This window comes from Streptomyces sp. NPDC013455, assembly GCF_040632975.1.
Taxonomy (GTDB): Bacteria; Actinomycetota; Actinomycetes; order Streptomycetales; family Streptomycetaceae; genus Streptomyces.
In genome coordinates this window covers 1-12759 of record NZ_JBEYCX010000026.1, presented here as the reverse complement: position 1 = coordinate 12759, position 12759 = coordinate 1, and the positions used below count along the sequence as shown (strand labels likewise).

At 70.9% G+C, this 12759-nt stretch carries 9 protein-coding genes; 7 read left to right on the top strand and 2 right to left on the bottom strand.

Features of this window, described 5'->3' with window-relative positions; translation table 11 throughout:
- Positions 1-87: 87 nt before the first annotated feature.
- A complete protein-coding gene (locus ABZ576_RS30700) occupies positions 88-1530 on the bottom strand; it encodes a CCA tRNA nucleotidyltransferase (RefSeq protein ID WP_360748049.1) in 1443 nt (480 codons plus the stop codon).
- A 291-nt stretch (positions 1531-1821) separates the two neighbouring features.
- On the opposite strand from ABZ576_RS30700, the gene ABZ576_RS30695 reads away from it, so the two are divergent.
- The 7 genes from ABZ576_RS30695 to trxA all read left to right on the top strand — a co-directional run bounded on the left by ABZ576_RS30695 (position 1822) and on the right by trxA (position 11677).
- Complete coding sequence (locus tag ABZ576_RS30695) at positions 1822-4194, top strand: DUF6049 family protein (protein ID WP_360748046.1); 2373 nt, start codon at positions 1822-1824, stop codon at positions 4192-4194.
- Positions 4195-4239: 45 nt separating this feature from the next.
- Positions 4240-6633 (top strand): murein biosynthesis integral membrane protein MurJ, encoded by a 2394-nt coding sequence (gene murJ, locus ABZ576_RS30690; protein ID WP_360748043.1) that lies wholly within the window; start codon positions 4240-4242, stop codon positions 6631-6633.
- A 118-nt stretch (positions 6634-6751) separates the two neighbouring features.
- The gene (locus ABZ576_RS30685; protein WP_360748040.1) at positions 6752-8473 is read left to right on the top strand and encodes a protein kinase family protein; all 1722 of its coding nucleotides are present in this window, start codon (positions 6752-6754) and stop codon (positions 8471-8473) included.
- Positions 8474-8499: 26 nt separating this feature from the next.
- Positions 8500-9249, top strand: a complete 750-nt coding sequence (sigM, locus tag ABZ576_RS30680; RefSeq protein ID WP_360748037.1) for an RNA polymerase sigma factor SigM — start codon at positions 8500-8502, stop codon at positions 9247-9249.
- Positions 9246-10172, top strand: a complete 927-nt coding sequence (locus ABZ576_RS30675) for a zf-HC2 domain-containing protein (protein ID WP_360748034.1) — start codon at positions 9246-9248, stop codon at positions 10170-10172. Before sigM ends, ABZ576_RS30675 begins: the two co-directional genes overlap by 4 nt.
- A gap of 151 nt (positions 10173-10323) precedes the next feature.
- Positions 10324-11292 (top strand): thioredoxin-disulfide reductase, encoded by a 969-nt coding sequence (gene trxB, locus ABZ576_RS30670; RefSeq protein ID WP_360748031.1) that lies wholly within the window; start codon positions 10324-10326, stop codon positions 11290-11292.
- Positions 11293-11341: 49 nt separating this feature from the next.
- A complete protein-coding gene (trxA, locus tag ABZ576_RS30665; RefSeq protein WP_360748028.1) occupies positions 11342-11677 on the top strand; it encodes a thioredoxin in 336 nt (111 codons plus the stop codon).
- 97 nt (positions 11678-11774) lie between these two features.
- Here the strand turns inward: trxA and ABZ576_RS30660 are convergent, their stop codons facing one another.
- The gene (locus ABZ576_RS30660) at positions 11775-12392 is read right to left on the bottom strand and encodes a GNAT family N-acetyltransferase (protein ID WP_360748025.1); all 618 of its coding nucleotides are present in this window, start codon (positions 12390-12392) and stop codon (positions 11775-11777) included.
- Positions 12393-12759: the final 367 nt, after the last annotated feature.

Genomic DNA, 12759 nt, shown 5'->3' with positions numbered 1-12759 from the left:
CGAGGGGCGATGTTTCACGTGAAACATCGCCCCCCGGTTCTCTCCGTCCCGGGCGGGTGTTTCACGTGAAACATCGCCCGGACCGGATCAGCTCTGTGCCGCCCACCACTCCTTGAGGGCGGCCACCGCGGCATCGTGCTCCATCGGGCCGTTTTCCAGGCGGAGCTCCAGCATGTGCTTGTACGCCTTGCCGATCGCCGGGCCCGGGCCGATGCCCAGGATCTCCATGATCTGGTTGCCGTCGAGGTCGGGCCGGATGGCGTCCAGCTCCTCCTGCTCCTGGAGCTGGGCGATGCGCTCTTCCAGGCCGTCATAGGCACGGGACAACGCGGCGGCCCTGCGCTTGTTCCGCGTGGTGCAGTCCGAGCGGGTCAGCTTGTGCAGACGGTCCAGCAGCGGGCCCGCGTCCCGGACGTACCGCCGCACCGCCGAGTCCGTCCACTCCCCGGTGCCGTAGCCGTGGAAGCGCAGGTGGAGCTCGACCAGCCGCGAGACGTCCTTCACCAGCTCGTTGGAGTACTTCAGGGCGGTCATGCGCTTCTTGGTCATCTTGGCGCCGACCACCTCGTGGTGGTGGAAGGAGACCCGGCCGTCCTTCTCGAAGCGGCGGGTGCGCGGCTTGCCGATGTCGTGCAGCAGCGCGGCCAGGCGGAGGGTGAGGTCGGGACCGTCCTCTTCGAGCGCGATCGCCTGCTCCAGCACGATCAGCGTGTGCTCGTAGACGTCCTTGTGCCGGTGGTGCTCGTCACGCTCCAGCCGCAGCGCGGGCAGCTCGGGCAGGACGTGTCCGGCGAGCCCCGTGTCGACCAGCAGGGTGAGACCCTTGCGCGGGTACGCGGAGAGGACCAGCTTGTTCAGCTCGTCCCGGACGCGCTCGGCCGAGACGATCTCGATCCGTCCGGCCATCTCCGTCATGGCGGTGACGACCTCGGGGGCGACCTCGAAGTCCAGCTGGGCGGCGAACCGGGCGGCCCGCATCATGCGCAGAGGGTCGTCGGAGAACGACTCCTCGGGTGTGCCCGGCGTGCGCAGCACACGCCCCGCGAGGTCCTCCAGGCCGCCGTGCGGGTCGATGAACTCCTTCTGGGGCAGCGCCACGGCCATCGCGTTGACCGTGAAGTCCCGCCGGACCAGATCCTCCTCGATGGAGTCGCCGTAGGACACCTCGGGCTTGCGTGAGGTGCGGTCGTACGCCTCCGACCGGTAGGTGGTGATCTCGATCTGGTAACCGCCCTTGTGCGCGCCGACCGTGCCGAAGGCGATCCCCACCTCCCAGACGGCGTCCGCCCATGGCCGGACGATCTTCAGTACGTCCTCGGGGCGCGCGTCGGTGGTGAAGTCCAGGTCGTTGCCGAGCCGGCCGAGCAGCGCATCACGGACCGAACCGCCGACCAGGGCGAGCGAGAACCCGGCCTCCTGGAATCGGCGGGCGAGGTCGTCGGCGACGGGGGCCACCCGCAGCAGCTCCGCGACCGCGCGCTGCTGCGCCTGGCTCAGGGCAGAGGGAGTGTCTTCGATGGGATTCGGCACAACAGAAGAGGGTACGTGCCTCGCGCGACCAGAGGCGCCCCCATTTCGGCGGCGCCGCGGGCGGCGGAGCCGCCCCTCGGGGCGGCACGGACAGCTCCCGCCATACCCGCGCAAGCACTGCTCTTGCGGCGTACGGCCGCTCTCCCCTCGATACTGGATATAGAGGACGCGTCGGCCGCAGTTCCCCGATCTTGTGTAGGAGACCGCGGCACTTCCGTTCAGCGCGCATCGTTACCATGCGTGGACGCACATTCCGACGACCACTGACGACGACGAGGGACGGGCGAGCGCGTGGCCGAGGCGGCTGACTTCCAGGGGACCAGTGCCTCACCTGCCCGCCGGTGGCTGCGGCGCGCGGGGGCACTCCTCGCAGGCGCCCCGGTGCTGGCCGGCCTGCTCCAGCTGCCCGCCGCCGGACCCGCGCAGGCCGCTTCCTCGGACACGGTGTCCGTCTCCCTGGACTCGCTCAGCCCCAATGCCCCCACGGACGGCGACACGCTGACCGTGTCCGGGACGGTGACCAACAACGGCAAGCGGACGGTCACCGACGCCCACGTGGGCCTGCGCCTGGGCCCGCAGCTGACCACCCGCTCGGCCATCGACTCCGTCGCCCGGCGCTCCGACGACGTGCAGGCCTCCACCGGATCCGAGGTCGGCGACAAGTACGAGGAGAAGTTCGACGAGCTGGCCCCGGGCGTCGCCCAGCACTTCACCCTCTCCGTCCCCGTGGACAAGCTCGACCTCGGCGACGACGGCGTCTACGAACTCGGGGTCGCCCTGTCCGGACAGACCTCCGCCCAGCGCTGGGACCAGGTGCTCGGCGTCCAGCGGACGTTCCTGCCCTGGCAGTCGTCGGAGGCCGACACCAAGACGAAGACGACGTTCCTGTGGCCGCTGATCTCCACGGTCCACATGACGGCCAAGACCGGCGCGGGCGAACTGCAGACGCCGATGTTCCTCAACGACGACCTGGCCAAGGACCTCGCGCCGGGCGGCCGGCTGGCCCGGATGGTGGAGCTCGGCAAGGACCTGGACGTCACCTGGGTGATCGACCCGGACCTGCTGGCCTCGGTCGACGCGATGGCCACCGGCAACTACCGGCTCCCGGGCCCGGACGGCACCACCACCCCCGGCTCACGGGAGCACCAGGCGGTCGCCAAGCAGTGGCTGGCCGGCCTGCAGAAGGCGGTGACCGGCAAGGAGGTCGTCGCGCTGCCCTTCGCCGATCCCGACCTGGCCTCCCTCGCGCACAACGGCACCAGCGTCACCGGCTCGCTCAGCCACCTCAAGGACGCCACCGACGTCGCCGCGACCACCGTCAAGACCGTGCTCCACGTCACGCCGAACACCGACTTCGCCTGGCCCGTGGACGGCGCCGTGGACCCCTCGATCATGAAGGTCGCGACCTCCGCCGGTGCCGACCGGGTCATCGCCCGCAGCGACAGCCTCCAGGAGACCGCCGGGCTCTCGTACACGCCGTCCGCCGCCCGCCCGGTCGGCGGAGGCACCACGGCGGTCGTCGCCGACGCCCGGATGTCCACGGCGTTCGAGGACGACCTGTCGAAGGCGGGCTCGGCCACCCTCGCCGTACAGCGGTTCCTGGCCCAGAGCCTGGAGCTGAACACGCAGACCGACAAGCAGCGCAGCATCGTCGTCGCCCCGCAGCGCACGCCCACGGTGAGCCAGGCCCAGGCGATGGCGACAGCGCTGAAGGCGCTCCAGGGCGGCACCTGGACCCAGCCCCAGGACCTCACCGCGGCGGCCAAGGACAGGCCCGACCCCGGCGCCACCACGCGCATCCCCTCGACGTCCGCCTACCCGTCCTCGCTGCGCCGGCAGGAGCTGCCGCGGACGGCGTTCGGGCAGATCGCCCGCACCCAGGACAAGCTCGACAACTTCCGGGTGGTCCTGACCGACCAGTCCCGCGTGGTCACGCCGTTCGGGCGGGCCATAAACCGGGAGATGTCCACGTCCTGGCGGGGCCGGAGCAACGCGGCCGACAGCTACCGCGGGGGTGTCGAGGCGTGGCTCGACGAGCTGGCCGAACAGGTCAAGCTGATCGACAAGTCCGAGACCAAGCTCTCGGGCCGCAGCGCCACCATCCCGGTGACCGTCCAGAACAACCTCGTGCAGCCCGTCGGCCATCTGGTGCTGCGCCTCACCTCGTCCCAGCCGACCCGTCTGAAGATCGGCGGCAAGGCCTACTCCGAGCAGCCCGTGGAGATCTCGGGCGGGCACAGCCAGTCGGTGAAGTTCACCACCTCGGCCAACGCCAACGGCCGGGTCACGGTGATCGCCCAGCTCTACACCGAGGACGGCCAGGAGTACGGCAACGCCGTCAGCTTCGACGTGAAGGTCACCGAGGTCACGCCCACCGTGATGCTGGTCATCGGCGGAGGCGTGCTGCTCCTCGTCCTCGCCGGCTTCCGGATGTACACCCAGCGCAAGCGGGCGGCCGCCCGGCAGGGCGAGGAGGACGGCCCCGGAACGGCGGGGGAGGGCACGGACGAACCCGGGAACCCCGGGGCGCCCGGGGACCGTCTCCCGGAGGAGTCCGACTCCGCCGCCGGGGCAGACGGCCCGGAGCAGCCGAGTGACCCTGCACCGGACACCGCACCGGAAAGCACCGACCCGTCCGGGACGGGTGAGAGAGTGGACCGTTGAGCGATGTCGTGGCCGGTGGGCCCGGGACGATGAGGTGGGGTAAGCATGAACGCGCCGTACGACGGTGACCGTGGCCAGGGCGCGGCCGGCTCGGGCTACCCCGAGCCGCCGCCCGAGCCCGGCCAGGTGCCGCCGCAGCACGCGGCGGACATGTACCTCCAGGACGCCTACGAGCAGGACCCCTACCGGGCGCACGACCTGGCCGCCCAGGACCCGGTCGCCGAGGCGCTGTACGACCGTGCCGCGCACCCGCCACCGCCGCCGGGCACGTACGACCAGCAGCAGCCCCTGTACGCCCCGCCCGCCCAGTCGCCGTACGCGCCCGACCCGAATGTGTGGGCGCAGACCCCGGCGCCGGAGCCGGAGGGCGCGGCCCCGTACCTGCCGTACGGCGACGATCCGCGCACGACCCAGTTCGTGGGCGTCGACGACCTGGTCACGCACTCCGGTGAGGAGTACCACGAGCCGGACGCCTTCGCGCACCTCTTCAAGGACCAGCAGCAGAGCGGCGGGCCCGGGCCCATGGATCCCCCGGCCGTTCCCGGACCGGCCGCGGCACCGGGCGGCGGGCACGGCCACGCCGGTCCGTACCCCCCGCAGCACGGGTACGGCCCGCGGCAGGGCCAGCCGTACGGTGGCGCCGCGTACCCGGCCGGTCCCTTCGCCGCCGGGCAACCGGCACAGTCCGCGGTGCCCGCACCGGCGCCGGCTCCGGACCCCGCCGGTCCCCGCGCGGCCACCGGGCCCGAGGACGTCACGGGCGGATCCGCCGCCGCACCCGCGGCACCCGCCGCACCCGCCAAGAAGGGCGGGCGGGCCGCCGGACTGCTGAAGTCCAGCGCCGTCATGGCGGCGGGCACGATGGTCTCCCGCCTGACCGGCTTCATCCGCTCCGCACTGATCGCCGCGGCGCTGGGCCTCGGCTTCCTCGCCGACTCCTTCCAGGTGGCCTACCAGCTGCCGACGATGATCTACATCCTCACCGTCGGCGGCGGTCTGAACTCCGTGTTCGTGCCGCAGCTGGTGCGTTCCATGAAGGAGGACGAGGACGGCGGCGAGGCGTTCGCCAACCGGCTGCTGACCCTGGTCATGGTGGCGCTGGCCGTGCTGACCGGGCTCGCGATGTTCGCCGCGCCGGTGCTGGTGCGGCTGCTGGCCAACCCCGTCGCCAACGACCCGGCGGCGAACGAGGTCGCGGTCACCTTCACCCGCTACTTCCTGCCCTCGATCTTCTTCATGGGCATCCACGTGGTGATGGGTCAGATCCTCAACGCGCGCGGGAAGTTCGGCGCGATGATGTGGACCCCGGTCCTGAACAACATCGTCATCATCGTGACGCTCGGCATGTTCATCTGGGTCTACGGCACCTCCGCCAACTCCCACATGGACGTCACCACCATCCCGCCGGAGGGCCAGCGGCTGCTCGGCGTCGGTGTGCTGCTCGGTCTGGTCGTCCAGGCACTGGCGATGATTCCGTACCTGCGCGAGACCGGCTTCCGGATCCGCCTCCGCTTCGACTGGAAGGGCCACGGCCTCGGCAAGGCCGCGATGCTCGCCAAGTGGACGGTCCTGTTCGTCCTCGCCAACCAGGCGGGCGCCATGGTCGTGACCCAGCTGTCCACCGCCGCCGGCAAGGACTCCGGCGTCAAGGGCACCGGCTTCGCGGCCTACGCCAACGCCCAGCTGATCTGGGGTCTGCCGCAGGCCATCATCACCGTGTCCCTGATGGCCGCCCTGCTGCCGCGCATCTCGCGCTCGGCCGCCGAGGGCGACGCGGGCGCCGTACGGGACGACATCTCCCAGGGGCTGCGCACCACGGCGGTCGCCATCGTGCCCATCGCCTTCGGGTTCGTCGCGCTCGGCATCCCGATGTGCACGCTGATCTTCGGCTCCGCCGGCACCACCGCGGCCACCAACATGGGGTACATGCTGATGGCCTTCGGCCTCGGTCTGATCCCCTACTCCGTGCAGTACGTCGTCCTGCGCGCCTTCTACGCGTACGAGGACACCCGCACGCCGTTCTACAACACGGTCATCGTGGCGGCGGTCAATGCCGGCGCCTCGGCGCTGTGCTACTTCCTGCTGCCGTCGCGCTGGGCGGTGGCCGGCATGGCCGCCGCCTACGGCCTCTCCTACGCCATCGGTGTGGGGGTCGCCTGGCGGCGGCTGCGGATGCGGCTGGGCGGCGACCTGGACGGCTCCCGGGTGCTGCGGACGTACGCGCGCCTGGGTATCGCCTCGGTGCCGGCGGTCCTGCTCAGCGCCGCGGCCTGCTACGGCATCGGGCACACCCTCGGCCAGGGCGTCGTCGGTTCCTTCGCCGCGCTCCTCGCCGGGGGCGCCGTCCTGTTCGGCGTCTTCTTCGTCGCCGCCCGCAGGATGCGCATCGAGGAACTCAACTCGCTCGTGGGAATGGTGCGCGGGCGTCTGGGTCGGTGACCCGGGGGTAGGCGCACAACCATCGTCCGCCGCCGTGTGTCGTGCATAGCGGCGGACTGTGGGCACAATTGGTTTCGGCGTCGGACAGCGTGCAACGGATGGGGAGGCAGGGACGACGGTGGCGGAACGGAGCACAGCTGCCGTCGACGTGGCAGACAACAGCGGTGAGCAACCGCTGACCGCCAAGGCGGACCAGTCCACGGCCGACGGGGTGGCCCAGAACCCGGAGCGGGACAGGGACAGCGACATGGCACAGGGGGGCGGCGGAACAGAGGGTCCCGGGCGGAAGGCCTCGCCCCCGGAGCTGCACAGCGGTCACAAGCTCGCCAGACGCTACCGGCTGGAGGAGTGCGTCACCCGTCTGGACGGATTCAGCAGTTGGCGAGCGGTCGACGAGAAACTCCGGCGTGCCGTCGGCGTCCACATCCTGCCCGCCGACCACGCCCGGGCCCGTTCCGTCCTCGCCGCCGCCCGCTCCTCCGCGCTGCTCGGCGACCCCCGCTTCGTCCAGGTCCTCGACGCCGTCGAGGAGAACGACCTCGTCTACGTCGTCCATGAGTGGCTGCCCGACGCCACCGAGCTGTCCACGCTCCTCGCCGGCGGCCCGCTGGAGCCGCACGACGCCTACCAGATGGTCAGTCAGGTCGCCTCCGCCATGGCTGCCGCGCACCGGGAGGGCCTCGCCCACCTGCGGCTGAACCCGAACGCCGTACTGCGCACCTCCACCGGGCAGTGGCGGATCCGCGGCCTGGCCGTGAACGCCGCCCTGCGGGGCATCAGCTCCGACACCCCGCAGCGCACCGACACCGAGGCGCTCGGCGCCCTGCTCTACGCGGCGCTGACCCAGCGCTGGCCGTACGAGAACGACGCCTACGGCCTGTCCGGCCTCCCCAAGGACATCGGGCTCATCGCCCCGGACCAGGTGCGGGCCGGTGTGCACCGCGGCCTGTCCGAACTGACCATGCGGGCCCTCGTCAACGACGGGGCCACCGCGTCCCGGCACGAGGCGCCGTGCACCACGCCGGAGGAGCTGGTGAAGGCGATCGGCGAGATGCCGCGCATCCGCCCGCCCGAGCCGGCGTTCACGGCCCCGCCGGAGTACCAGCGCACGACCTACCAGCAGGGGACCTACGGCCGCCCCGCGCCGCACGCCGGGCCGGTCCATCCGATCGCGGCCCCGCCGCCCCCGCTGCAGAGTCGCACCGGCAGGGCCCTGAAGTGGGCGGTGTCGGCACTCCTCATCGCCGCCCTCGGCCTGGGCAGCTGGCAGCTGGCCGACGCCCTCATGGACCAGGGCGAGAAGTCGGACGACACCCACAAGAGCCAGACGACGGACAACGGCGACAAGAACGTCCCGAAGCCGAAGCCGGTGCCGATAAAGATCCAGTCGGGCCAGGAATTCGTCGCCGAGGGGGGCGCCCAGAACTCCGGCGCCGAACCCAAGACGTACGACGGCAACGCTTCGACGTACTGGAAGACCAAGAGTTTCAACGAGGGTCCGCCGATCGCTCCGTACAAGCCGGGCGTCGGCATCGTGTACGACCTCGGCTCGGCGAAGAAGCTCAGCACCGCCACCCTGAACCTGCGCTACGGCGGTGACCACACGACGGTCGAGCTGTACGCCGCGGACTCGCTGACACCGGCGTCGCTGGACTCCATGACGAAGATCGGCAGCGCCACGACCACGGGCACCACCGCCACGGTGAAGGTCGCCAAGTCGGTCAAGACGCAGTACGTCCTCGTCTGGCTGACGGCCGTGCCGAGATCGGGATACGACTCGGCCCTGTACGCCAGTGCCGGTTTCAAGCAGGCCATCGGCGAAGTGAAGTTCACGGGCTGACGGCACACCCGGACCGGAGGGGGCAGATGGCGGAGGGCGCCGGATACGAGGGAGTGGGCGACCGAGACCTGCTCGCCCGCCACGTGGAAGGCGACCCCGAAGCCTTCGGCGAGATCGTCCGGCGGCACCGGGACCGGCTCTGGGCGGTCGCACTGCGTACCCTCGGAGACCGGGAGGAGGCCGCCGACGCGGTCCAGGACGCCCTGGTGTCGGCCTACCGGGCCGCCCACACCTTCCGGGGGCAGTCGGCCGTCACGACGTGGCTGCACCGGATCACGGTGAACGCCTGCCTGGACCGGGCACGTAAAGCTGCCACGCGGAAGACGGCTCCGGTCGACGACACCGAGCGGCTGGAGCAGCTGCTGGAGCCCCACGAGTCCGCCTCGGCACCGGCCGAGCGGAAGGACGTGCACCGCCAGCTCCTCGAAGCGCTCGGCACGCTCCCTGCGGAGCAGCGGGCGGCTCTCGTCCTGGTGGACATGCAGGGGTATCCCGTGGCGGAGGCGGCGCGGATCCTGGACGTGCCGACGGGGACGGTGAAGAGCCGCTGCGCCCGGGGCCGGGCCAGGCTGCTGCCCCTGCTCACCCATCTGCGGCCCGAAGGCGGCCCGGACCCGCGAGCCGGCGGGACCGGGGACGGAAAAGAAACCGGCCGGGGACGGAACCAGGGGCGCGGGTCATCCGTCCCACCGGCATCGGGGTCACCGAGCGGACTGTCCAGGGACGCGGGAACGAGCGGTTCAGCCGTAGTGAAGGGCGGAGGTGGGCGAGCGTGACGTCCACGACAGACACGGCCGGGCACCCGGACGTCGCGGAGATCTCCGACCTCACCGAGGGCCTCCTCACGCCGGACCGGAGCACGGACGTACGGCGCCATCTGGCCGGCTGCGAGCCGTGCGCGGATGTGTACGCCTCGCTGGAGGAGATCAGAGGGCTGCTGGGATCCGTGCCGGAGCCCGAGCGGATGCCCGCCGACGTGGCGGGGCGCCTCGACGCCGCCCTCGCCGCCGAGGCGCCCTTCCCCGCGATCGCCGGGAGCGCCGCGCGTCATGTGTCCGAGGACGGCGTAGGCCATGTTTCACGTGAAACATCGGCTCCCGCCGATCACCTCACGGATCGCTCCGCCGGCCGGCCCGCCGGACGCCCGCGTGCGGCGACCGGGCCGGGACGCAAGGCGGCCGAACGAGGGCGGCGCCGCGGCCGGCTTGTCCTGGGGGCCGTTCTCACAGCCGCCGTGCTCGGCGCCGGCAGTCTGTTCGTGACCTCACTCGGTGACCACACCGACCATCCGACCGCCCACGGAACACCGACCGCCGCCGCCGGCCCCTTCTCCGGTGACAGTGTGCAGAACCAGGTGCGCTCTCTCCTCAGTGGCAAGAACGGGCTGTCGCAGGAGGGCGAGGAGCCCCGGACGCGCCAGGGCGAGTCGAACGCACCCGATTCGACCGAGGGCCCGAGCACCCTGCTCCAGACCACGGTGCCCGTCCCCGACTGTGTCCGCCTGGCGCTCGGCCGGAGCGCCGCCGTCCTGGGAGCCAAGACGGGAACCTACGAAGGCAAGGCCGCCTACCTCGTCGTCGTGGCCGACAGCCGTGACGCCAAGCGGGTCACGGCCTATGTGATCGACGCGAAGTGCGTCCACCAGCAGGCCGCGGCAGCCGGCACCGTGATGCTGAAGCAGTCGGTCGCGCGTCTCTGATTCTCTGGAACACTCCTCGGTGATTCCTCAGCGTGCGTGTGCCCCGACACACCGGGAATGCGGGCCCCGTAGGATCCGTTGGGTGGGGTGAGACTCCCGAAAGGGGCTCGCACCGGTCGACTGACGCAGACCAGAGACGAGGAATCAAGCCGTGAGCGACGTCCGTAACGTGATCATCATCGGCTCCGGGCCCGCAGGCTACACGGCGGCGCTGTACACCGCCCGTGCGTCGCTGAAGCCCCTGGTGTTCGAGGGCGCCGTCACCGCGGGTGGTGCGCTGATGAACACCACCGAGGTGGAGAACTTCCCGGGCTTCCGCGAGGGCATCATGGGCCCCGACCTCATGGACAACATGCGCGCCCAGGCCGAGCGCTTCGGTGCCGAGCTGGTTCCGGACGACATCGTCTCCGTCGACCTGACCGGGGAGATCAAGACCGTTACCGACACCGCGGGCACGGTCCACCGGGCGAAGGCCGTCATCGTCACCACCGGCTCCCAGCACCGCAAGCTGGGCCTGCCGAACGAGGACGCGCTCTCCGGCCGTGGTGTCTCCTGGTGCGCCACCTGTGACGGGTTCTTCTTCAGGGACCATGACATCGCCGTGATCGGCGGCGGCGACACCGCCATGGAGGAGGCCACCTTCCTCTCCCGGTTCGCCAAGTCCGTGACGGTCGTGCACCGCCGTGACACCCTGCGTGCCTCCAAGGCGATGCAGGAGCGCGCCTTCGCCGACCCGAAGATCAAGTTCGTCTGGGACAGCGAGGTCGCCGAGATCCAGGGCGAGCAGAAGCTCTCCGGCCTGAAGCTCCGCAACGTCAAGACGGGTGAGCTGTCCGACCTGCCGGTGACGGGTCTGTTCATCGCGATCGGCCACGACCCGCGCACCGAGCTCTTCAAGGGCCAGCTGGACCTGGACGAGGAGGGGTACCTGAAGGTCGCCTCTCCGTCCACCCGCACCAACGTGACCGGTGTCTTCGCCGCCGGTGACGTGGTCGACCACACCTACCGCCAGGCGATCACCGCGGCCGGCACCGGTTGCTCCGCCGCTCTGGACGCCGAGCGGTTCCTCGCCGCCCTGGCGGACGAGGACCAGGCGGAGCCCGAGAAGACCGCCGTCTGACTTCGCCCCTCCCCCCGCCCCACCGCACGACCAAGGTAAGGAGCCCACTGTGGCCGGCAACCTGAAGATTGTCACCGACGCTACCTTTGATCAGGACGTCCTCAAGAACGACAAGCCCGTCCTCGTGGACTTCTGGGCCGCGTGGTGCGGTCCGTGCCGCCAGATCGCCCCCTCCCTGGAGGCGATCGCTGCCGAGTACGGCGACCGGATCGAGATCGTCAAGCTCAACATCGACGAGAACCCGGATACGGCGGCCAAGTACGGCGTCATGTCCATCCCGACCCTGAACGTCTACCAGGGCGGGGAGGTCGCCAAGACCATCGTCGGCGCCAAGCCGAAGGCTGCGCTCCTCCGCGACCTGGAAGAGTACATCGCCGCCAAGTGACGTTTCACGTGAAACACGGATGGGCCAACCCCCTGGGGTTGGCCCATCCGTTTGAGGCGGCCGGTGTGCGCGGAGGCCGCCGTCTGAGGCTCGCCGGCTAGAGCGGTCTCAGGGCCGGCTCCTTCTGGACGGCCCCCAGGAGCCGGTCGAGTGCCATCTCGACGTCCTCCTTCCACGAGAGCGTGGACCGCAGCTCCAGCCGCAGCCGGGGGTGGGTGGGGTGCTGCCGGACCGTCTTGAAGCCGACGGCCAGCAGGTGGTCGGCGGGCAACAGGCAGTCGGGCTCCTTCCAGCGGGCATCGCCGAACGCCTCGATCGCCTTGAAGCCCCGGCGCAGCAGATCCTTGGCGACCGTCTGCACCAGCACCCGGCCCAGCCCCTGCCCCTGATAACCGGGCATGACGAAGGCCGTCATCAGCTGAACGGCGTCCGGGGACACCGGGCTCGTCGGGAAGGCCGTGGAGCGGGGGACATACGCCGGCGGTGCGTAGAGGACGAACCCGACCGGGACGTCGTCGACGTACACCACCCGGCCGCACGATCCCCAGTCCAGCAGGACCGCGGAGATCCAGGATTCCTTCTCCAGCGCCGACGTGCCCGCCTTCACCGCCGCTTCGCCGCTGACCGGGTCCAGCTCCCAGAAGACGCACGAGCGGCACCGGTGGGGAAGATCCTGAAGGTTGTCCAGCGTGAGCGGCACGAGCCGACGCCCCATGAAGGCTGATCCTCGCTTCCTTCGCCCGCCGCATCGAGAGCGGCTGTCAGAGCGCCCCGTGTCCTGAGCAGGCCGCCGACGCATCCGCCGACTGCTTCCAGGCTCAGGCCGGCGCTCACCGGTCCGGTGCGGCTCATCGATCGCATGGCCCCCGTCTTCCACCGCACACGCAGATGCTGTCCGGTGGATGTGCCATACCTGTTCGCATCGTATCCACGATGGGTTTCGCCCGACACCGCCTCAAAGCAAAGAGCGGGCCGTGTTCCGGTACACGAAGATGCCCCAGGTGGCACCGATCAGCCGCTGCCGCTCGCCGTCCCGCTCGGTGTACTGGACGGTGAGGAAGCGGACGAGCGCCTGGGCGACG